This is a genomic window from Gordonia sp. 852002-51296_SCH5728562-b, assembly GCF_001665475.1.
Classification (GTDB): Bacteria; Actinomycetota; Actinomycetes; order Mycobacteriales; family Mycobacteriaceae; genus Gordonia; species Gordonia sputi.
On sequence record NZ_LZMI01000113.1, the window covers coordinates 1 to 21,719 of the forward strand.

At 66.0% G+C, this 21,719-nt stretch carries 21 protein-coding genes; 9 read left to right on the forward strand and 12 right to left on the reverse strand.

What is annotated here, in order from left to right; genetic code table 11:
• The 3 genes from A5766_RS19225 to A5766_RS19230 all read left to right on the forward strand — a co-directional run.
• Positions 1 to 426: integrase core domain-containing protein (locus tag A5766_RS19225; protein WP_156527523.1), on the forward strand; the 426-nt coding region annotated here is incomplete at its 5' end.
• A gap of 76 nt (positions 427 to 502) precedes the next feature.
• On the forward strand, positions 503 to 652 hold the full coding sequence (locus A5766_RS24090) for a hypothetical protein (RefSeq protein WP_174273020.1): 150 nt from the start codon (positions 503 to 505) through the stop codon (positions 650 to 652).
• The gene (locus A5766_RS19230; protein ID WP_064906058.1) at positions 649 to 2,139 is read left to right on the forward strand and encodes a phytoene desaturase family protein; all 1,491 of its coding nucleotides are present in this window, start codon (positions 649 to 651) and stop codon (positions 2,137 to 2,139) included. Before A5766_RS24090 ends, A5766_RS19230 begins: the two co-directional genes overlap by 4 nt.
• A 23-nt stretch (positions 2,140 to 2,162) precedes the next feature.
• On the opposite strand, the gene crtI is transcribed toward A5766_RS19230, so the two are convergent.
• From crtI to idi, 3 genes are read right to left on the reverse strand one after another with little or no spacing between them, the layout of a single operon-like run.
• Positions 2,163 to 3,773: a phytoene desaturase family protein gene (crtI, locus tag A5766_RS19235; protein ID WP_005203363.1), complete on the reverse strand. Its 1,611-nt coding sequence runs from the start codon at positions 3,771 to 3,773 to the stop codon at positions 2,163 to 2,165.
• The gene (locus A5766_RS19240; RefSeq protein ID WP_005203364.1) at positions 3,770 to 4,684 is read right to left on the reverse strand and encodes a phytoene/squalene synthase family protein; all 915 of its coding nucleotides are present in this window, start codon (positions 4,682 to 4,684) and stop codon (positions 3,770 to 3,772) included. The genes crtI and A5766_RS19240 overlap by 4 nt, the downstream gene beginning before the upstream one ends.
• Entirely contained in the window at positions 4,681 to 5,241 is a 561-nt protein-coding gene (gene idi, locus A5766_RS19245) for an isopentenyl-diphosphate Delta-isomerase (protein WP_005203366.1), read from the reverse strand. Before idi ends, A5766_RS19240 begins: the two co-directional genes overlap by 4 nt.
• Before the next feature lie 205 nt (positions 5,242 to 5,446).
• Between idi and A5766_RS19250 the strand changes: the two genes are divergently transcribed.
• Positions 5,447 to 6,307 (forward strand): LLM class flavin-dependent oxidoreductase, encoded by an 861-nt coding sequence (locus tag A5766_RS19250; RefSeq protein ID WP_005203368.1) that lies wholly within the window; start codon positions 5,447 to 5,449, stop codon positions 6,305 to 6,307.
• 46 nt (positions 6,308 to 6,353) lie between these two features.
• Complete coding sequence (locus A5766_RS19255) at positions 6,354 to 7,661, forward strand: competence/damage-inducible protein A (protein WP_005203369.1); 1,308 nt, start codon at positions 6,354 to 6,356, stop codon at positions 7,659 to 7,661.
• A 39-nt stretch (positions 7,662 to 7,700) separates the two neighbouring features.
• Here the strand turns inward: A5766_RS19255 and A5766_RS19260 are convergent, their stop codons facing one another.
• The 4 genes from A5766_RS19260 to A5766_RS19275 all read right to left on the reverse strand — a co-directional run bounded on the left by A5766_RS19260 (position 7,701) and on the right by A5766_RS19275 (position 12,010).
• Positions 7,701 to 8,552 (reverse strand): SHOCT domain-containing protein, encoded by an 852-nt coding sequence (locus A5766_RS19260; RefSeq protein WP_005203371.1) that lies wholly within the window; start codon positions 8,550 to 8,552, stop codon positions 7,701 to 7,703.
• 494 nt (positions 8,553 to 9,046) lie between these two features.
• A complete protein-coding gene (locus A5766_RS19265) occupies positions 9,047 to 10,111 on the reverse strand; it encodes an NAD(P)H-dependent flavin oxidoreductase (RefSeq protein WP_064906059.1) in 1,065 nt (354 codons plus the stop codon).
• Between the two features lie 102 nt (positions 10,112 to 10,213).
• Positions 10,214 to 11,320: an ABC transporter permease gene (locus A5766_RS19270; RefSeq protein ID WP_064906029.1), complete on the reverse strand. Its 1,107-nt coding sequence runs from the start codon at positions 11,318 to 11,320 to the stop codon at positions 10,214 to 10,216.
• 69 nt (positions 11,321 to 11,389) lie between these two features.
• A complete protein-coding gene (locus A5766_RS19275) occupies positions 11,390 to 12,010 on the reverse strand; it encodes a TetR/AcrR family transcriptional regulator (RefSeq protein ID WP_064906031.1) in 621 nt (206 codons plus the stop codon).
• A gap of 79 nt (positions 12,011 to 12,089) precedes the next feature.
• Between A5766_RS19275 and A5766_RS19280 the strand changes: the two genes are divergently transcribed.
• On the forward strand, positions 12,090 to 12,494 hold the full coding sequence (locus A5766_RS19280) for a DoxX family protein (RefSeq protein WP_064906033.1): 405 nt from the start codon (positions 12,090 to 12,092) through the stop codon (positions 12,492 to 12,494).
• On the forward strand, positions 12,491 to 12,916 hold the full coding sequence (locus A5766_RS19285) for an HIT family protein (protein ID WP_064906035.1): 426 nt from the start codon (positions 12,491 to 12,493) through the stop codon (positions 12,914 to 12,916). The genes A5766_RS19280 and A5766_RS19285 overlap by 4 nt, the downstream gene beginning before the upstream one ends.
• A 27-nt stretch (positions 12,917 to 12,943) precedes the next feature.
• On the opposite strand, the gene A5766_RS19290 is transcribed toward A5766_RS19285, so the two are convergent.
• The 4 genes from A5766_RS19290 to A5766_RS19305 are packed head-to-tail and all read right to left on the reverse strand — an operon-like array spanning position 12,944 to position 18,769.
• Positions 12,944 to 13,573, reverse strand: a complete 630-nt coding sequence (locus tag A5766_RS19290; protein WP_005203382.1) for a TetR/AcrR family transcriptional regulator — start codon at positions 13,571 to 13,573, stop codon at positions 12,944 to 12,946.
• A complete protein-coding gene (locus tag A5766_RS19295) occupies positions 13,570 to 15,756 on the reverse strand; it encodes a 3-hydroxyacyl-CoA dehydrogenase NAD-binding domain-containing protein (protein ID WP_064906037.1) in 2,187 nt (728 codons plus the stop codon). Before A5766_RS19295 ends, A5766_RS19290 begins: the two co-directional genes overlap by 4 nt.
• 58 nt (positions 15,757 to 15,814) lie before the next feature.
• Complete coding sequence (locus tag A5766_RS19300; protein WP_005203386.1) at positions 15,815 to 16,954, reverse strand: acyl-CoA dehydrogenase family protein; 1,140 nt, start codon at positions 16,952 to 16,954, stop codon at positions 15,815 to 15,817.
• 36 nt (positions 16,955 to 16,990) lie between these two features.
• Positions 16,991 to 18,769 (reverse strand): AMP-dependent synthetase/ligase, encoded by a 1,779-nt coding sequence (locus A5766_RS19305; RefSeq protein ID WP_064906040.1) that lies wholly within the window; start codon positions 18,767 to 18,769, stop codon positions 16,991 to 16,993.
• A 117-nt stretch (positions 18,770 to 18,886) separates the two neighbouring features.
• On the opposite strand from A5766_RS19305, the gene A5766_RS19310 reads away from it, so the two are divergent.
• Complete coding sequence (locus A5766_RS19310; protein ID WP_064906042.1) at positions 18,887 to 20,242, forward strand: flavin monoamine oxidase family protein; 1,356 nt, start codon at positions 18,887 to 18,889, stop codon at positions 20,240 to 20,242.
• Between the two features lie 7 nt (positions 20,243 to 20,249).
• On the opposite strand, the gene A5766_RS19315 is transcribed toward A5766_RS19310, so the two are convergent.
• Complete coding sequence (locus tag A5766_RS19315; RefSeq protein WP_005203393.1) at positions 20,250 to 20,795, reverse strand: YceI family protein; 546 nt, start codon at positions 20,793 to 20,795, stop codon at positions 20,250 to 20,252.
• Between the two features lie 60 nt (positions 20,796 to 20,855).
• Here A5766_RS19315 and A5766_RS19320 point away from each other — a divergent pair, with 60 nt between their 5' ends.
• Complete coding sequence (locus A5766_RS19320) at positions 20,856 to 21,713, forward strand: D-hexose-6-phosphate mutarotase (protein ID WP_005203395.1); 858 nt, start codon at positions 20,856 to 20,858, stop codon at positions 21,711 to 21,713.
• The last annotated feature ends 6 nt before the right edge of the window (positions 21,714 to 21,719 follow it).

Consider the following 21,719-nt stretch of genomic DNA (forward strand, 5'->3'; position numbering starts at 1 on the left):
CACACCCGGCTATCGCTGCTGAACATCGTGGACCGCTCGATCACCGCCGAACGGCTGATCGAGGAGTTGGAGAAGACTTTCGCGATCTGGGGTGGCCCGCCCATGGTGCTGCGCATGGACAACGGCCCTGAGTTCATCTCAGAAGCCCTGCGCGACTTCTGTGCAGGGTCGGTGGGGATCTCCTACATTCCGCCCGGCACACCGTGGAACAACGGGTTCATCGAGTCGTTCAACAACCGGTTGCGCGACGAGTGCTTGAACCGCAACTGCTGGCCCACCCTGTTGGAGGCCCGTGTGGTCATCGGCGACTTCAAGGCCGACCACAACCACCGACACCGGCATTCGGCACTGGGCTACCGAACCCCGGCCGAGTACGCTGCCGGATGCACCCACCAGCATCACCCCGTGGGCTGCGAGATCGACTGACGATCACAACAAGGAACTGGCTCTAGAACTGCCTGGACCGGTTATCGGGGACCTGCCAGGTGTCGCATCGAGGGTCGTGACGGCTCGACGCACCGGCGGCCACGCATGGCCCGACGCCCTGCTTCATCCGGTATCGGTGCTGGCGCTGGCGACTCTGACCGCGGACTCGATCGTCGGACATCGACGCGGCGCGCTGCGGTGGAAGGGTCGCCCGGTGCAGGCATGAGTTCGATCATCGTCGTCGGAGCAGGTGTCGGAGGGCTCGCCGCCGCCGTCCGACTTTCCGCGCTCGGACACGACGTCACCGTCCTCGAACAGTCGCAAGAGATCGGCGGCAAGCTCGGCGTGATCTCGCTCGACGGCTTCGTCTTCGACACCGGGCCGTCGTTGGTGACGCTGCCGCACATTCTGGAAGCACTTTTCGCCGATACCGGTGCACCACTGTCGGATTCGCTGACCCTGCAACGACTCGAGACGGCCGCACGCTATCGCTTCCCCGACGGCACGACCTTCGACATGCCAGGCGAGATGTCGGAGATTCCCGCAGCACTCGACGCCGCGCTCGGTGCGGGCACCGGCCACCAGTGGACATCGTTTCTGCAGCGCGCAGAACGCATCTGGGACGCAACACATCGACCGTTCCTGGAATCACCGATCACTGTGCGCGACATGGCCTCCGGCGCACTCGACGTGCGCGATCTCGCCACCGTCGCGCCGTGGCGCACTCTGCGCGGGTTGGGCAATCAGTATCTTTGCGATCCCCGGCTGCGGATGCTCCTCGACCGCTACGCCACTTACACCGGGTCGGATCCCCGGCGCGCACCCGCCGCGCTCGCAAGTGTCCCCTACGCCGAACAACGTTGGGGATCGTGGTACATCCGTGGCGGGCTCGGCTCGATCGCGACGGCCCTGGCCGGCAGGTTGTCGGCTCTCGGCGGGAGCATCGAACTGGGCGTCGAGGTCTCCGCGCTCACCACCGATGCGCGTGGACGCGTCGACGGCGTACGCACCGCCGACGGTGCTCGCCGGAGTGCCGACCTCGTCGTCGCCAATGCCGATGCCGCACAGGTGTATCCGACACTCGTCGCAACTCGTCAGGCACGGCGCGCCGCTCGACGACTGGAGAAGACCACGCCGTCGTTCTCGGGTTTCGTGCTGCTACTCGCGCTCGACGATGCGCCGCCCGATCAGCCGCACCATCACGTTCTGTTCACCGACGACTACGACGACGAGTTCGACTCGGTGTTCGGCCGCGGCGGCCGTGCTCGTCCGGTCGCGAACCCGACGATCTACATCGCCGCAGCCGACGATCCGGCGGTCAGTCCCGGACCCGGTACGGCCTCGTGGTTCGTCTTGGTCAACGCACCCCGACACGATCCGGCAGGCGGAACCGATTGGGACAGCAGGGGATTGGCCGACTCCTACGCCGACCACATCCTCGACCTCATGGCGCAGCGCGGGGTCGATGTGCGAGACCGGGTGCGTCACCGCATCGTCGTCAGTCCCGCCGACCTCGAACGCCGGACGCTCACTCCTGGCGGATCGATTTACGGATCGTCGTCGAACGGTCCACGCGCGGCATTCCTGCGGCCCGCCAACGCATCTGGTGTACCGGGCCTGTTTCTGGTCGGAGGGTCGGCCCACCCGGGCGGGGGCCTTCCGCTGGTGCTGCTCTCGGCGAACATCGTCGCGGGACTGATCGGATCGGCGTGAGAATCGTTCTCACACCTGCGGGTTCAGCCCTGCGACGGCCCGGGCGAATGATCGCCGCGCAGTCGCTTGCGGATCAGTTCTGCGCTGATCAGACACATCGGCAGCCCGATCCCGGGGCGCGTGGTGCCGCCCGCGTAGTAGAGCCCGCCCACCTTCGCGGATCGGTTGTTGGCGCGCAGAAATGCGCTCTGCCACAACTTGTGTGCCGGTCCGAGCGCACCGCCCGACCACGAGTTCAGATCGGCCTCGAAGTCGCCGGGCCCGGTCGTACTTCGGACGACGATCCGGTCGGCGAGATCGTCCACCCCGATCCACGAGGCGACGAGGTCGATGGCACGATCGGCGATCTGCTCGATGACCGGGTCGCCCGCGCCGTCCACACCGCCACGTCCCAGGCCGGGGTCGGCGGGTACCGGGATCAACATGAACAGATTCTCGTAACCCTCCGGGGCAACGGAGTCATCTGTCGCCGACGGTCGGCATACGTACAACGACGCGGGATCGGGTACCGCCGTTGGTGTTTCGAAGATGTCATCGAAGTTGGCCGTCCAGTCGGCAGTGAAGAACAACGAATGATGTTGTAGCTGCGGCAGTTCGCCACGCACACCGAGGAAGACGAGCACCGCACCTGGACCCGACGTGCGGCGGTTCCACCACCGCTGCGGAAAGGTCTGCAGTTCACGGGGCAGCAGCCGGGTCTCCATGTGGTGGAGATCGGCCGCACCGATGACCACGTCGGCGTCGACGATCCGCTCGGCGCCGTCGGCGTCACTTATGCGCAGACCGGTCACGTCGGCCCGGCGTCGGGACACGGGTCGCAGCCTTCCCGCGTGTTCGGTTGGGCGCGTGAGGATCTCCGACACCGTGGCGCCCGTGTGCAGGCGTGCGCCCTTCTGCTCCGCCAGCGCGGCGAGCGACTCGACGAGTCGAGTGAATCCTCCGTCGGGGTAACGCACGCCTTCGTCGAGGTCGAGCCAACTCATCAGGTGGTACATGGCGGGCGCGCGCTCGGGAGACGATGCGAGGAACACCGCGGGATAGCCCAGGATCTGTCGCAGTCTGCGGTCGGTGAAGCGTTTCGCGATAAACGTGTCCAGGCTGGTGCCCAGCAACTGCACGAGCGTCTTCGCGTGACGCAGCACCTCCGGGTCGGCGAACGCCCGGGGTGTGTCGAAGTTGGTGTAGAGGAAGCGTCGGACCGCGATATCGTAGGCGTGTCGCGCCGACGCGAGGTACTCCGACAGCCGTTGTCCTGCACCATCTTCGAGCTTCTCGAAAAGTTCGACGGAGCGTCGTTCATCACTGTGGACGTCGACCGGATCGGGATACCCCTCGAAGAACACCCGATAGCCGGGGTCGAGTCTGATCAGATCGAGTTGCTCGGCGGTCGACGTGCCGAGCAACTCGTAGAAGTGGTCGAAGACCTCCGGCATCAGCCACCACGACGGTCCGGTGTCGAACCGGAAGCCGTCGGATTCCCACGACCCCGCGCGCCCACCGAGCTCGGCGCGCTGTTCGTAGAGATCGACCTCGTATCCGTCGTCGGCGAGCAGCGCTGCCGTCGCGAGTCCTGCGACGCCGCCGCCGATGATTGCCACGCGCGTGCCCTGGGGTTTAACACGCACTGCGTTCACGCACCCACCACCACGGTCGTCGTCGTGCGGGGATGCCCTCGACGCAGCAAAGCGGTCGCCGCAATACGTGTCTTGGTGGCGGTGGGAACCCGAACACGCTGCCGCGCAGCCATACTCGCCGGGGTTGCGCGCAGTCGGGAGTTGAGTTCCGCGAACAGGTCGTGGGCCACGCACACCGCAACGCGACTACCGCGGGGAAGTCGGGGAATGGTGTCCGCCGCGATGGCGAGATCGGTGTCGATCTCGTCGAGCCAACGCGTCCACGCGGCATCCGTGGGGTCGGCCGGGTCGAGACCGATCAGATACCGACGCCCCAAATCGCCACTGTCCGTGCCGAAGTCGCGCAGGAAGTTCACCTTCTGGAACGCCGCACCGAGATGCTTTGCACCGGTGTACAACTCGTCGTAGCGCTGATCCGGCGCGGCCTCGTCGGCCACGAATGCGCGCAGACACATCAATCCGACGACCTCCGCCGAACCGTAGATGTACTCGGTGAGGCTGGCCTCGTCGTGCACGGTGCGGGTCAGGTCGGTCCGCATGGATGCGAAGAACGGTGCGGTGAGGGAGGTGTCGATGCCGACATGTCGCGCCGATCTCGCAAATGCATGAACGACGAGATTGGTGCTCGATCCCCGGTCCATCGCCGCGTTGGTCTCGGTCTCCAGTTCGTCGAGCGCCAGTTGCCGTTCGTCGACGCCCTGCCCCGGTCGCGGAGCGTCGACGATTTCGTCGGCCACACGGACGAGCGCATAGATGTTGCGGACGTGCGATCGCGCAGGCTCGGCGAGCAGCCTCGACGCAAGACCGAACGACGATGAGTACGAGCTGATGACCAACGCCGCACTGGCGTCGGCGACCTCGTCGTAGCGGGCGTGCGGGCGCACCAGATCGACACGCGTGCGTCTGCTCATCGGGCGTCCCGAAGGTCCGACGCGCGTTCGTATGCACCGACCGCCGGGCCCAGCTCGGCGATCTGGTCGACGAACCAGGGGCTGAGCATCCACGGCGTGCGTCGTGCGATTTCCCAGATGTCGTCGATCGACGCCCAGGCGTACTGCATGACCTCGTCCGGGTTGGGCGCCACGTCGCCGACCGGGCGCGCAGCATAGACCGGACACACCTCGTTCTCGACGACACCACTGGCGTCGACAGCCCGGTACCGGAAGTCGGGGATGATCGGCCGCAGCTCGGCGATGTCCATTCCGAGCTCGCGCTGGGAGTAGCGAGCTATCGCGTCCTCGACGCTCTCACCGGGGCGCGGATGCCCACAGAACGAATTGGTCCACACGCCTGGCCACGTCTTCTTCTCCAGTGCGCGGCGTGTCACCAGAATGCGTCCGGCGGCGTCGACGAGGTGACACGAGAACGCGAAGTGCAACGGGGTGTCGGTGCCGTGCACGGTGAGTCGATTCGCGGTGCCACGCGGGTGGCCGTCGTCATCCACGAGCACCACCAGGTCGTCATTCATCGATCCTCGCAGTCCATCGATCGCCACACCTTTCGATTGTCCGTTGCGGAAGCGATTCGCGCTCCCCGGGGGCGTGCGGGCGTGCTCAACAGCGTCTGAACTCACCTCGGGGCGAGCTCAGAAGTGTTTCGACGCCGCGCCCTGTCTGGATGGGAACGCTGTCGGGATGGGAATTGCTGTCGGGGTCGGGCACTAGGCTGGCCGCGTGCGCTTTGGAATCTGCATTCTCCCTGATCTGGACTGGCGGACCTCCCGCCCGCTGTGGCAGCGGCCCGAGCAGATGGGCTTCGACCACGCCTGGACCTACGACCACCTCGTCTGGGGCGGCCTGCCCGATTCCCGCTGGTTCTCGTGCGTGCCCATCCTGACCGCGGCGTCGACGGTCACCAGCACCATCGGTCTCGGGGCATTCGTCGTGTCCCCCAACTTCCGACATCCCGTCGCCTTCTCGCGCGAGGTGCAGACCCTCGTCGACATCTCCGACGGCCGATTCCTGCTCGGCCTCGGCGCGGGCGGTACCCCCGACGACCGGCTACTCGGGCAGTCGGAGCTGACCGCACGCCAGAAGGTCGATCGGCTGCAGGAATTCTCCCGACTGCTCGACCGCACACTGCGCGAAGACCACGTCGACGCCGACGGCGAGTACTACACCGCGCGCGACATGCGGCTCGTCGGCGGATCGGTGCGAGACCGGGTGCCGCTGCTCATGTCGGGCAACGGCCCACGGTCGGTACGGTTCGCCGCGAGCTTCGGCGACGGTTGGATCACCACCGGCAACACCACGGCCGCCACAACCGACGAGTGGTTCGCGGGCATCGCCCGCAACTGCGAGATCGTCGACGCCGAGCTCGCGAATCGACCGGATGGCTCCGACTTCGCCCGGTACCTCAGCATCGATTCCGGACCCGCGCAGTCGCTGGAGAGCATCGGGATGTTCGACGAACTGACCGGCCGCGCGGCCGAGTTGGGTTTGACCGAAGTCATCATGCACTGGCCACGAAGCACCCCACCGCACGTCGCGAGCGAGGCGGTGCTCGACGAGGTCGCCGCATCCCGATTGACCTGACCTGCACGGATGCCTCGGTCGTCGCCTCAGCGATAGGCTTTGGCCCGTGACGGTACGAGCGGGCATCGTGGTGACGGGGACCGAGGTCCTGACCGGACGAATCACCGACAAGAACGGCCCGTGGGTCGCCGAGCAACTGTTCGCGATGGGCGTCGACGTCGCCCACATCACCATCTGCGGCGATCGGCCGGAAGACCTCACCGCCCAGCTACGGTTTCTTGCCGACGAGGGTGTATCCCTGATCGTGACGACGGGCGGACTCGGCCCCACCGCCGACGACCTCACCGTGGCCACCGTCGCCGAGTTCACCGGTCGACCACTGCAACTCGACGAACCGCTCCGCGATCACATCGCCGACATCATCCGACGGTGGCAGGGCCGCGGCGGCAGTGAATCCGCCAGCGCCGCAACCCTGGCGGGCATCGACAAACAGGCAATGATTCCGCAAGGCGCACAACCCATTCCACCGACAGGCACCGCCCCGGGAGTCGCCGTGCCCGCAGGTGAGGACCCGCGCGCCCGCGGTCGGCTACCCGCTGTCCTCGTCCTTCCCGGGCCGCCTGCCGAGTTGCAGGCGATGTGGCCCAACGCCATCACGGCACCACCAATCGTCGACGCCGTCGCCAGTCACCCCGACATGCGCCAGGACACGATCCGCATGTTCGGACTGCCCGAAGCCGACCTGGCCGAGGGACTGCGCGCCGCACCCGGCCGCGTCCCGGGTTTCGATCAGCTCGAGATCACCACCTGCCTACGACGCGGCGAACTCGAAATCGTCACGCGCTACCCGACCTCTGCCGCCCGGGACTACACCGCGCTCGCCGACTTTCTGACCGAGCTGTATCCCACTCAGACCTTCTCCACCGACGGTTCAACCATCGACGACCAGGTCGCCGCACTGCTGGCCGGGCGACTGATCGCCACGGCGGAATCATGCACCGGCGGAATGGTTGCCGCCCGACTCACCGATCGAGCGGGATCGTCGGCGTACGTGCAGGGCGGCGTCGTCTCGTACTCGAATGAGGTGAAGATCAACAGCCTCGGCGTACCGGCGGCGACGCTCGACGAATTCGGTGCCGTGAGCGAACCGGTTGCGGCCGCGATGGCCGAGGGCGTCATGGCTCGCCTGGGCGTCGACACCGCGATCTCTACCACCGGCATCGCGGGACCCGGCGGCGAGACACCCGGAAAGCCCGTCGGCACAGTCTGTTTCGGCATCGGCGTCGCGGGCAGGCCGACACTGACCCGCACACTGCACCTCCCGGGCAACCGGGCGGCCGTGCGCGAACGGTCGACGACGATCGCGTTCCATCTTCTTGCCGGCGCGCTGCGCGCTGCGGGGGCGTCGTCGTAAGAGGTTCGAGCCCAGAGGTTCGAGCTCAGAGGTTCGGCCTCAGAGCCTGCCGAGCAGTTCCGCCTTCTTCGCGGAGAACTCGTCGTCGGAGAGGATTCCGCGCTGGTGCAGACCGGCGAGCTGCTCGATCGCCGCGATGATCGCGTCCGATCCTGCGGGCCCGGACGACGTCGCGAGCGGGGCACTGTCTGGCACCGGGGCGTACTGCTGCGGTGGGCTGTCGAACTGCGGCGGGGCGTCGAACTGCTGCGGCGCGGCGTCGAACTGTTCTGGTGCCGCGTGGCGTGGTTCCGGGGCCGCGGTCGGTGTCGCGGCGACGTCGTTGACGCCGAGTTCTCGCAAACTCGTGGTGTCGAAGGTGCCGAACTGGCTCGTGAAGCTGACCGTCCCGGGCGGTCCGCTCTGCTGCTGTTGCACGCCGCCGATCTGGTGCTCGCCGGTGTCGAAGACGCGAACCACGCCGTTCACCTGGGTCGCGAGGCGTCGGGTCGCGGGGAACACCGCATACCGCGAGTCGTTCTGACCTCCGGACGAGCTGGGTACTCCCAGGTCGGCGGGCCACCAGGTGTTGGGGGCTGAGTATCCGAACGGTGTGCTGGTCGTCGCGGCCGGCGGGAACACCTGGGTGGTGTTGAGCAGTTGGGCGAGCTCGTTGCAGAGACCGTCGACGCGGGCCTTGAGGCCGTTGTTGAACATGTCGCCGACCATCGTCATGCCGCCGCGCATCCACTGCCCGGAGCCGCCGAGCTCGGGAATGTTGAACTGGGCCATCGTGCCCCCACCCGAGTTGACCGCGTAGAGCATGGCCACGACCGCGTCCTGCGAGAGGCCGTAGCGCGCGGAGATATCGGAGATGACCTGCTGTGCCTCAGCAGTGACGCCTGGCTCCATTGTGTGCTCTTTCGTCAGCGGAATGTCGCCTACAGCGTAGTGCCCGTCGGCGCGGGCGTCGGGGTGGGCGTCGTGCGCGGGCGTCGGGGCGGGCGCGAACCCGCCGCCGCAGGAAGTGGGGGAAGGGTCGTCCGCCGCCGCAGGAAGTGGGGGAAGAGTGGTCCGCCGCCGCAGGAACTAGGGGAAACACACTTTCCCGTGTCTCACACCCTTCCCCGCGAAGTAACTCGAGAAAGCGCACAGAACCCGCGGAAAGAATCCTTCCCCTAGTTTCTGCCAGACCGCGCGCAGCCTTCCCCCGACCTTCTGCCGGCCCGCGCCGCGCCCGCCCGACGACGCCATCCGCCCGCGTCGCAGGAACTAGGGGAAACACACTTTCCCCTAGTCTCACACCCTTCCCCGCGAAGTAACTCGAGAAAACGCACAGAACCCGCGGAAAGAACCCTTCCCCTACTTCCTGCCGGCCCGACCGCCCGCGCAACAACCAGACCCGCTCAGCTGCCCAACCCGCGCGCGGCGGCGGTCTGCGACCAGATGCGCGCGATGATCTCGGCGGCGGGGCCGAAGTCGCTGTCGCGGAACGACGTCCCGGCCCACAGGTTGAGGAATTCCGGATCGCCGGCGAGAGCTGCGGCCGAGCGGAGTGGACTCGTCAGATGGTGCAGCTGTGGGTACTCAGCGGGGGCGAGTGGCGAGTAGCGATCGGTGAACTCGTTGCGCAGCGCACGCGCCGGTCGCCCGGAGAACGCTCTGGTCACCACGGTTTCGGTGAACCGTGAATTGCGCAGTGCTGCACGGTGAGTTGGCTTGGTGCCAGCCTCCGCACTGTCGAGGAGTGCGGTACCCAGTTGCACCGCGACGGCACCGGCGGCCAGCGCGGCGTCGACGTGTGCGCCGGTTGCGATCCCGCCGGCGGCGATGATCGGGATGTCGACGAGTTCGGCGACCTCACGCACCAACTCGATCGTGGACGTCTGCGAAGGCTCCGCCGTCGTCGACAGGGTCGCACGGTGCCCACCGGCTTCGAACCCCTGCACGCAGAGTGCATCGACCCCCTGCGCGGCAGCAGCTTTCGCGTCGATCGGATCGGCCACTGTGGCAACCGCTGCGATTCCGGCGCCGTGGAGACGGTCGACGACGCTCTCGCCCGGAAGCCCAAACGTGAACGACACCAGGGGAACTCGTCGGGAAATCACCAGATCGACCTTGTCCGCATACGCATCGTCGTCGAATTCGACGACGTGCCCGACCTCGACGTTGTACCGTCGCGCGACCGGCTCCAACTCTTCGCGGTAGCGGAGCACCGCGCCCAGATCGCGAGCGGGTCCGCCCGGCACGAAGAGGTTCACACCGTAGGCGTCCACACCCGACGCGACGACCTCGTCGATCTCGCCTGCAAGTGCGTTGACCGACTTGTAGCCCGCAGCCAGAAAGCCCACGGCTTCCGCCTGCGCAGCCGCGATCACCAGCGCAGGCGTCGACGGCCCGCCTGCCATGGGCGCGACGACGATCGGCACACGCAGGCTCGTCAGGTCGAATACCTCTGCGCTGTCAGGCATCTGCACGCTCCCGTCGTACGAGTTGTGGCAGGTCATCCGACCACTGCCACCGTCGAGGCTACTCAGCGTAGCCCCGTCTGGGAACCGTGTACTGCGCCCTGGTCAGGAGGTTGCCGACTCACCAGCCTCATGGCGATGCTCGTGATCGCCATCCTGGTGGTGGTGCTCGTGCGTGATCGGGTACAAGATGTCGACATCGACGGCCGAGGTGCGAGAGCTTCTGTTACCCAACATGTTCCAGATCAGCACCGTCACCGTGCCGAGCCCGGCGTAGAGCCCGAGGCAGAGCAGCGCAGTCCCCGACCCCGCCTCGGGGAAGTACAACGAGTTGCGAATCAGTTGTGCACCACCGCCGGTGGGTAGCCATTCTCCCAGCTTCGCCCAGAAGGTCGGCATGAAGTTCCACGGGATCGACGCACCCGACAGCGTCGCGCCGATGAGGAAGTAGAAGCCGCCCGCCAATGATCCGATCGGCCCGAACAACGTCACCAAACCGGCAGTCGAGCCGGCGATGGCCAACGAGATCAGGGTGTACGTGCCGAAGAGTCGCCATTGGTCCGCGGAGCTGCCGACACCGTAGAACCAGGAGAACAGGAGCACGATCCCGGCCGACACCGCGGCGTAGGCGACCAGCGCCGCCACGTGGCCGAACCCACGTCGTAGCGACTGCGGCACTCGCGGCATCAGCCGTCCGAGGCCCAGTGACGCGATACTGCCGCCGAGCGAGATCACCTGCAGGATATAGCCGATCGACGCACCGTTGATGTCGTCTTCGGAGAGCTTGACGACGTCGACCGCAAGCGTCTGCGGGAGCTGGTTGCTCACGTTGGCCTCTGAGGCAACGGCTTTCAGCGCAGTCGCAGGGAGCGCACCGCCGGCACTCGCCACCACCGGCACAATGCCCTGCTGCGTGATCTCCAGCCCACCGTCGACCTCCCGATCGACGATCGCGGCGCGCAACGAGTCCATGGATTCATAGGATCGAGCATCGAACTTGCCCTCGGCTTCCACTGCGGCAGTGAGCTTGTGCGTCTGTTGCTCTGGGCCGACGATGCCGATGGGTACATTCCGTGGCGAGGGTGAATGTCCGACGCCGAGGTAAAAGGCACCCAGCCCGAGTTGGGTGAGTGCTCCGAGTAGGACGACGGCGAGCAGCAAGCGTCGGTATTTCGCGCCGAATGACAATGGCTCAGCTTCGGTCTGGAGCATGGATGACTACCTCAAGGTTTCGTGGACGGAACTATCGAGAACGGACGAGAAGTTCTGTGTACGAGCTGATTACGCGTGAAAGCCGTCGACCGCGATGCCGACCTGGGTGCGTACGTCGTCGAACGGATCACGATCCGAATGCGCGCCTGTCGAGGCGCGGGCGATCGCGAGTGCGGTGACGGCGAAGATCATGTTGGCGGTGAGCGTTGCCCTGTCTGCCACCGCATCGTCGCCGGAATCGGCAACGAGTCTCTGCGCGATCCGGTCCTGCAGCTCGGCGACCAACGCGAGCCCCGCTGCGCGGTAACGATGATCGGAACCACCGAAGAGCAGTTCCCGATGGTAGGCATTGCCGTTCTCGGGGTTGGCGCGGGCGTACTCGAGCAGAGGGCGCACCATCTCGTAGATCGCCTCGGCCGTGTCGGTTGTCGACGCCGCCGATGCCGCGCCGACGTCGAGTGCTCGACGCAACTCCTCGTTGAGCACCATCAGGAGCAGTTCGCCCTTGGTCGACGCGTAGCGGAAGACCGTGCCCGCCGCGACGTCGGCGCGGTCGGAGACCTGGCCCGTCGACACCGACTCGAAGCCGCGTTCGGCAAACAGGTCGGCTGCCGCACGGAAGATGCGGTCCTGCTTGTCGCGCATGTTGCGGGCGCGCCTACCGTCGGCGGTCGCTGCGTCGGGGGTCATGTCACCTCCAATAATGAGTGGACTCAAGAATGAGTCTACTCATTGCTCCGCACATGACAACGGCGTTAGGCTCGGTTTCATGTCACCTCGCACCCTTGTCCGAATTGTCCTCGGCGCATTTATGACCTTTGCCGGAATCACCCACCTGACCGTCGCGCGCGACGAGTTCCAGGCTCAGGTTCCCGATTGGTTTCCCATCGACACCGACGTCACCGTCCTCGCGTCAGGCGTTGCCGAAATAGGCCTCGGAGCGTCGTTTTTGGCATTGCCCAAGCACAAGCGCGTGATCGGCATCCTGCTTGCGCTCTTCTACGTCGCGATCTTCCCCGGCAACATCGCGCAGTACGTCGAGCACAAGGACGCGTTCGGACTCGACACCGACCGCAAGCGACTCATCCGGCTGTTCTTCCAGCCGGCTCTGATCGCAGCAGCGCTCTACGGGGGCGGCGTCGGTGCGAGCAACGCGGACGTCCGCAAGTCATGACCGACTGCGTCTTCTGCGGCATCGTCGCAGGTGAGATACCCAGCGTGAAGGTCGCCGAGACAGCGTCGACCTACGCCTTCATGGACATCAACCCGGCCAACGACGGCCACCTGCTGGTGATCCCCAAGCAGCACAGCACCGATCTACTCGACATCGGCGCCGAGGATCTGACCGCGACCACCCTCGAGGCACAGCGGATCGCGCGGGCGATGGTCGACAACGCCGGCGCCGACGGCGTGAACCTGCTCAACTGCTGCAAGGCTCCCGCGTGGCAGACGGTATTCCATTTCCACCTCCACGTGATCCCGCGCTACGCCGACAGGAGCGTCGACCGCCTGTCACTACCGTGGCAACCGGGCGTCGCGGGTGATCGAACCGTCATGACGGAATACGCCGAGACGTTGGCAACGGCGCTGCGCTGAGAGGAACCACTGGGAGACGTTGCGAGTTCAGACAGAACCCGACATGACCCGCTCGGCGAGCGGGACGAGTGTCTCGATGAGTATCGTGCGAGCCTGCTTGCGGGAGAGCGTCTTTCGATCGACCCATTCACGTGCGGTGGCCTTCATCATGCCGCCCCAGCTCCGGAACACCGCGAGTGCCGCCCGATGCTCGCGGCCCGTCCCGACAAACCCGATCGCGTCGAGTACGCGCTGCGCGGCGCGATCGTCGGCCTCGTTGAGGATCGCCGCGATCTGCGGATCGTCACCGATCCCCTCGACGCCGACCGCCAGCCACGTCTTTCCGTGAGTGTCGAGGACAGTCATCAGCCAATCAACCGAGGCCTCGACTCGTTCCCGCAGTGTGCCGCCCGGCAGAGTGACCGTGTCGATCTCGGGCACGATCATCATGGCGCGCACGACTTCGACGTAGAGGTCGCGCTTGGTGCCGAAGTAGTGGTTCAGCAGCCCGCGCGCCACTCCGGCTTCGCGGGCGAGCTCGGCCATCTGCACCGTCGCGTAGGGCTGCTCACCGAACATCCGGATGGCGACGGCCAGGATTTCATTACGCCTGGCGTCGGGGCCGAGCCTGCGCCAACGCGGTTCATCTGCGGTGGTCACAGTGTGTGATGTTGTCACACAAGCTCGCTGCCGTCTGCGGCACGGGCACGTAGCGCGTCACTAACGACGAATCTGTCACCGTAGCGCGCTCGGAGTTCGTCAGCGCGCGCGACGAATCCTTCCAACCCGCCCGGATACTGATTGATGTACTGCAGTGCACCACCGGTCCACGCCGGATAGCCGATACCCATGATCGAGCCGACGTTGGCCTCGGCCACCGACCCGATGGCGCCCTCGTCGTAGCAGGCGAATGCCTCCAGGGCCGCGGCTACGAGCATCCGCTCTTTTGCGTCGTCGAACGGGATCTCGACGTCAGATCTCGTGTAGAGCTCAGCGAGACGCGGCCACAGTCCGAGTCGCTGTCCACCGGGGCCGTCGTAGTCGTAGAAGCCTCGACCTTCCAGGCGACCCGGGCGATCGAACTCCTCGAGCATCCTGTCCACCAACGGATACGACGCACTGGGTACAAAGTCGACGCCCCGCGCAGCGGCGTCGGCTATGAATCCCGCACGGATCTTCGCGATGGTCTTCATGTTGATCTCGTCGAACAGAGTCAATGCTCCTGCCGGGAAACCCGCCTGCAGCGCAGCTTGTTCGGCGCTCGCGGGGTGCATGCCCTCGGCCACGAGCGAGAGCGCCTCGTCGACGAACTTCGCGATGACCCGATTGGCGTAGAAACCGTATGTGTCCTGCACGACGATGGGCGTCTTGCGTATCTGCTTCGCGAAATCCAGTGCACGAGCGAGTGATTCGTCCGAGGTCTGCTCTCCGACGACGATCTCGACGAGCGGCATCTTGTCGACCGGTGAGAAGAAGTGCAGACCGATCACGTCGGAGGGTCGCGCCACCGCACCCGCCATCTCGGCGATGGGCAGCGCCGAGGTGTTCGACGCGAGCAGGGCATCGTCGGACACGTAGCCCTCGACCTCGGCGAGAACCTTCTTCTTGAGCTCGACGTCTTCGAACACGGCCTCGACGACGAGGTCGGCGCCCTTGACGTCGGAGATGTTGTCGGTGGCCAGGATTCGGTCGAGGGCTCGATCGCGTCCCGCCGTGTCGAGGCGACCCTTGGCGACCTTGGCGTCGAGGATTCGCCGGGAGTAGTCCTTGCCGCGTTGCGCGCCTTCGATTGTGACGTCACGCAGCACGACGTCGACTCCTGCCTTCGCGACGACGTACGCGATCGCCGCGCCCATCATGCCCGCGCCGAGGACGGCGACCTTGGTGGCCTTGCGTACCGGGATGTCGGCGGGGCGGGCGGTTCCCTTGTTGACCTTGCCCAGGTCGAAGAAGAGCGCCTTGATCATGTTGGCGGAGATCTGACCACAGATCAGTCGCGCGCAGTAGCGCGTCTCGATGGTGAAGGCGGTGTCGATGTCGACCGACGCTCCCTCGACTGCGGTCGCCAGCACCGAGATCGGGGCCTTCATCGGCGAGCCCTTGAGTTGCCTACGCAGAGTTGCGGGGAAGGCGGGCAGGTGTGCTGCCAGTGCGGGCGACGACGGCGCGCCACCCGGAATGCGAAATCCCTTGCGGTCCCACGGTTGTGTGGCGTCGGGGTTGTCTTTGATCCAGGCACGCGCTGCGTCGAACATCTCTTCCCGGGTGGAGACGACCTCGTCGATCACCCCGACCTGTAACGCCTTGCGCGGCTTCATCCGCTGCCCTTGGCCGACCACGTTGAGCATCGCGTCGACAACTCCGAGCATGCGCACGACGCGCGTCACGCCGCCGGCGCCGGGCAGTACCCCGAACGTGACCTCGGGGAGGCCGAGCAGACTTCCTCTGGCGTCCAGGGCAATTCGACGATGCGCCGCCAACGCGACCTCGAATCCGCCTCCGAGTGCTGTGCCGTTGATCGCCGCGACCACGGGCCTGCCGAGGGTTTCGAGTCGGCGGAACGTCTCCTTGTAGTGGTCGAGTCCCGCCGAGATGGCTTCGATGTCATCGGGCCCGGCGGTCATCAGCAGGTTGAGGTCGCCGCCGGCGAAGAACGTGTCCTTGCCCGACGCGATGATCACGCCGGTGATCGAATCCTTCTCACGCTCAAGGCGTTCGACGACGCTCCGCAGAGCCGCGGCCATGTCGTCGGTCATCGTGTTGGTCGACTGGGTCTTGTCGTCGATGGTGACCGTGACGATGCGGTCCGCATCGACGTCCCAACCGATGATGCCGGACGTGTGAGTGGTGAAGTCGGTCAAGGGTTTCGCCTTCGTGAGTGTGTGAATCAGATCGCCGGCCGAGCTAGAGAGTGCAGAGTCAGAGGCTGCGCGCGATGAGGTCTTTCATGACCTCGTTGGCTCCCGCGTAGATCTTCGCGATGCGCCCGTCGACGAAGAGCCGCGCGATCGGGTACTCCTCCATGTAGCCGTAGCCGCCGTGCAACTGTAGGCAGCGGTCGACGACCTGCGTCTGCTGCTCCGAACACCACAGCTTGATCATGGCGGCGCCCTTGACGTCGAGTTCGCCGCGCACGTGCTTGTCGATGGCATCGTTGACGAAGGCGCGCATCACCTCGACGGTGGTGGCGATGTCGGCGAGCTCGAAGCGCGTATTCTGCAGTGCGAAAAGCGGTTTACCGAAGGCGTGACGCTCACGCACATACTCGAGCGTAAGCTCGTACGCTGCCTCGACAACGCCGAGCGCAGCGACGCCGACGATCAGCCGCTCCTGCGGGAGTTGCTGCATCAGTTGGACGAAGCCGGTGCCCTCCGTGCCGCCGAGCAGATGTGTCGCGGGCACGCGGAGGCCGTCGAAGAAGAGCTCTGTGGTGTCCTGGCCCTTCTGGCCGATCTTCTTGAGCTTGCGTCCACGCTCGAAACCCGGTGGGTTGTCGCCGACTTCGGCGACCAGCAGTGAGACGCCCTTGGCGCCGAGCTCCGGGTCGGTCTTGGCCGCGATGATCAGCAGGTCACATGTGGCGCCGTTGGAGATGAAAGTCTTTGCGCCCGTGATGACGTACTCGTCGCCGTCCCGCACCGCACGGGTGCTGATGGCCTGCAGATCCGACCCGGTACCGGGCTCGGTCATGGCGATGGCACCGATCCACTCACCCGAGACGAGCTTGGGAATCCACCGCTTCTTCTGTTCCTCGTTCGCGTACGAGAGCAGGTAGTGGGGAACGATCCCGGAGTGCACGCCGAGTTGCATGGAGAGGTCTGCCCCGCGGGCCTGCTCGCGGAAGAGTACGGCCTCGTGCGCGAATGTTGCTCCGCCACCGCCATATTCCTCGGGGATCGACATACCGAGCAGACCGAGTTCGCCCGCGCGACGGTAGAGCGCACGGTCGGGTTGACCGGCCGCAGCGAACTCCTCGTGGCGCGGCGCAACCTCTTTGGTGAAGAACTCGCGGGCGAGCGCGGTGAGGTCGGCGAGTTCGGTTGTCAGATCGTTTGTCATCGTGGTCTGCCTTCGTGGTGCTGGTCGGGAGCGCGTTCAGCGCTGATAGAGCGCGTCGATCTCGTCGGCATACTTTTTGGCGATCGGCGAACGCTTCAGCTTCATCGTGGGCGTGAGTTCGTCGCCACCCGGAGCCCAGTACGTCGGCAGCACCTGCCACGCGCGGATGTGTTCGACGCGACTGAGCCGCGAATTGGCCTGTGCTACTGCGTCTTCAATGGCGCCCAGGATCGTCGGGTGTAGTGCGAGCACTTCTGGTCGGGCGTCGACGATGCCTGCCTTCTGCGCGATTGCGACCACCGCATCGGGGTCGAGGGTGATCAGGGCCGACACGTACGGGCGGTTGTCGCCAATAGCGACGACGCTGCCGATCAGTGGACTGGCCGCAGTGAGCGCGCCCTCGATGTTCGACGGTGACATGTTCTTTCCGCCGGAGTTGATGATCAACTCCTTCTTCCTATCGACGATCGTCAGGAAGCCGTCGGCGTCGAGAGTCCCGATGTCACCGGTGTGCACCCAGCCGTCGGCGTCGAGTGTCTGGCCGGTGCGTTCCGGGTCGTTGCGGTAGCCGCGCATTACGCCGCCGCCGCGCACCATGACCTCACCGTCGGACGCGAGTGTCACCTCGGTTCCCGGAATGGCCGTACCGACGCTTCCGTACCGAGGCCGGGCGACCGGGTTGACCGTGGTGACCGCGGACGTCTCCGACATGCCCCACGCCTCCATCACCGGAATGCCCAGTGCGAGCATGAATTCCAGCGCCGCGACGTCGACCGGCGCGGCACCGGAGACTGCGGCGACGAGCGAGTCCATGCCGAGCTTTGCACGTAGCTTCGACAGCACAAGCTTGTCGGCGATCGCAGCGGCGACGGTATCGCGCAGGCCGAGTCGCCGCCCGCCGACCGTCGCCGCAGCCTTCTTCTTGCCTGCTGCGAGAGCCCACGCGGCCAGTGCGCCTTTGATTCCCGGCTCGGCGTCGAGCGTCGTCTCGATGCTGCCCTTGATCTTGTACCAGAGCATCGGAACGGCGACGAAGAATGTCGGGTGAACCTGACCAAGCGTCTCGACGAGTTGCTTGGTGTTGGCGAGGTCGGTGACCGTGATGCCGAAGTACATGGGCGCGTACTGGCAGATCCACCGGTTGATGAGGTGTGCGTCGGGCAGGTACGAGATGACGCGGCCGTCGGAGAGGTCGCCGATCACATCGGTGATCACCTCGAGTTGGTAGAGCAGGTTGGCGTGCGTGAGTTCGACGCCCTTGGGGTTGCCGGTGGTGCCGCTCGTGTAGATCAGCGTGAGCACGTCCGAGCGTTCGACCTGCTGGTAGGCGGCGTCGAAGTCGAAGTCGGCCGGTGCGGGCGCGGTGATCAGTTCGGCGAGTGTGGTCACGCCCGCCGTGCCGTTCGGCGCGTCGACGACCACGACGTCTGCTGAGCCGTCACCCGCCTCGACGATCCTCTCGAGGAACTGCGTCTCGGTGATGACGACCGACGGCTCAGCGTTGTGGAAGAGGTAGGCGATCTGCGGGGCGGCGTTGGTGTTGTAGACCGAGAACGTCACGGCGCCGAGGTGCATCGCCGCTGCGTCGACGACGTGGAACTCGGGTCGGTTGGTGAGCATGATGCCGACGGTGTCGCCGCGCGTGACCCCGAGGGCGGCGAGTCCCGCGGCCACCGCACGTACGCGCTGACCGTACTGCGCCCAGGTCAACGACGTCGCGCCGTCAGCGGTGCGGATGGCCACCCGATCCGCGTGGTCGACCACACGCCGCTGAAAATGCGTGCACAGGGTGTCTTGCTTCGGGGTACCGGTCATCGTCGTCCTCACTCTATTGGCGTCGCGCCAATAATCATCGAGGCTCATTGGCGGGATGTCAATAAGCAGGTCGACGCTGCGGTGGCCCTGCCTCGCGTCGCGGTGTAGACCGATCTCATGCAGACACCACGGGCCGGATCGTCACGCGACTACGACACCGTCGTCGTCGGCGCGGGAATCGCCGGTTTGACCACCGCCCGACTACTCGCAGGCGCGGGCAGGCGGGTCACCGTCCTCGAAGCCCGCGACCGGATCGGCGGACGCGTGCACAGCGATCGATCGGGTGGGACGGTGACCGATCGTGGCGCCTCGTGGATTCACGGGATCAACGACGCCCCGCTACACGCCGTCACCGAGGCTTTCGGCATGCGCACCGTCGAATTCACTGTCGGCAGCTACCAACCCGACAGTCGGCCGATCGCCTACTACGACCCCGACGGCAGACGACTCGACGACGACGCCGTTGCCGCCTTCGCTGCCGACGTGCATGCCTTCGACGACGCGTTGTCGATGTTCGTCGCAAAGATCGGCGCCGGAGTGTCGTATGGCGAGGCGACGGAAGCGACGCTCGCCGCTCTCGGTTGGGATGATGCACGCGCACAGCGTGTTCGGGAGTTCGCACGTCACCGCACCGAAGAGCAGTACGGCGTGTGGATCGACGATCTCGATGCGCATGGACTCGACGACGACGAGACGGACGGCGACGAAGTCGTGTTTCCCGACGGCTACGACGAGCTCGCCACCCGCCTAGGCGATGGACTATCAGTGACACTCAATCGTGCTGTCGCCCAGATCCGTTGGGATGAGAACGGCGCCACCGTGATCGATACCGCAGGCGAGGAGACTTCGGCCGCACGCGTCGTCGTGACAGTACCCGTCGGTGTGCTCAAATCCGGCACGCTGACCTTTGATCCGCCACTATCGGAACCTGTTGCGGGAGCGTTGGATCGGCTGGAGATGAATGCGTTCGAGAAGGTGTTCCTGCGGTTCGGGTCGAAGTTCTGGGATGAAGGCGTGTATGCGATTCGCCGACAGGGACCGGCCGCTCAGTGGTGGCACTCCTGGTACGACCTCTCGGCCCTTCACGGCGAGCCGACGCTACTCACCTTCGCGGCCGGCCCGTGCGCCCGCGCGGTGCGCGAGTGGAGCGACGAGGAGATCGCGGCGTCGGTCCTCGGCTCGCTGCGCGAGATCTACGGCGATGCCGTGCCCGAGCCGACTCGCATCGACGTAACCCGTTGGCAGGATGACCCTTTCGCCCATGGGTCCTACGCGTACATGACCGTCGGCTCGACGACAGCCGACCACGACCTGCTGGCGACACCGTTGGGCGGTGGCGTCGTGCATCTGGCGGGCGAGGCCACGTGGACCGACGATCCGGCAACGGTCACCGCTGCGCTCGAGTCGGGACGCAGGGCGGCGTCGAACATTCTCGGGCGTGACGTGCAGGTCGCCGAACTATGGTCGCGCTGAGGACCTTTCAGTCATCTGACGGCAGTTCGACGTTGATGGTCACGCGCACTTCGTCGTCGACCTTGAGCGCACCCATCATCATCGAGTACGGCTTCAGCCCGAAGTCGCGGTGGGAGACTGTGGTTTCGATTGTAGCGGTGCGCTTCTCGTCGGCCACTTCGACGTCGAGCGGATGCTGACGTTGCTTGCCGTTGATCGAGAGCGTCCCGTCCAGCCGATAGCCCGCCTCGATGGTCGTGATCGACGCGGCTTCGTAGGTGATCGTCGGCGACTTTGACGCGTTGAGCGACTTGAGTGCATTGCTTCTGGCGAGGGACTTTTCCGGTCCGGTCAGCGGCGTGACCCCGCCCTCACCAGAGACGACGGTCAGCGAGTCGACGTCGATCGAGGCGGACACGTCGGACGGCACGCCGTCGCTGAGGGTGACCGTCGCCGACCACTGCTGCATCTCAATGGTCAATCGGTGGCCGGTTCGCGATGCCGGACCGGTCACACCGGTGTGTAGGGTCAGCGTCCCGTTGGCCGGGCCGAATTGCCAGGACTCCTGCGCCATTGCGCCTCCTCGAGTGTCGACGACCACCCTAGGCGCTTCTCCTGTGCCAAGGTTGTCGATGTGACTGCATCGGAAAGCCAGGGAGTCGAGCGCGGGACAGCATACGGATTCGACGCGTGGCTCGTGACTTCGCCGCACGCCACCGCGGCGATCTCGATCTTCGGTGGGCAGGTGCTCTCCTACCGTCCGACCGGAGCCGACGACGTGCTGTGGGTGTCGCCCCTGGCCGCAACGCCGCCGACGCCCATACGTGGTGGCATTCCCGTGTGTTGGCCGTATTTCGGGAAGGAGAACCAGACCGGCGACGTCCCGTCGCACGGTTACGCGCGCACCGCGACGTGGCAGGTCGTGGACTCCGAGGTTCTTGCTGACGACGTGACGCAGGTGCGGCTCGCGCCCCTGGGACTCGAGCGACTCACGCTGCGCCTGGAACTGACCGTGCGTGTGGGCGCGACGCTGGAGATCGGTGTGCGGACCACCAATCTCTCCGACGAACCCGCGGTACTGACCGAGGCGCTGCACAACTACCTACGCGTCTCGGATGCCACCGACGTGCACGTGGAGGGACTCTCGGGGAAGTCGTACGAGGACAAGTTCGACGACCTGCAGGTCAAGACGCAGGACGGCGACTGGCGCCTTCCCGACGACGTGCCGCGCAGCGACCGGCTCTACCCCGATGCGGGTGGAACCTACCGGCTGGTCGACCCAGGTCGTGGCCGGACCATCCGGGTGACCGGCGATCGCGCGCGGACCGCCGTCGTGTGGAACCCCGGCGCCGACGTCGCATCCGGAATGGCCGACGTCGGGCCGCACTGGCGCGAGTTCGTGTGCGTCGAGACGGCCAACGCCGGGCCTGATCTGATCACCGTCGCTGCGGGCGCGACCGTCGAGATGTGGCAGACGATCGCTCTGGAGTGACGTTCA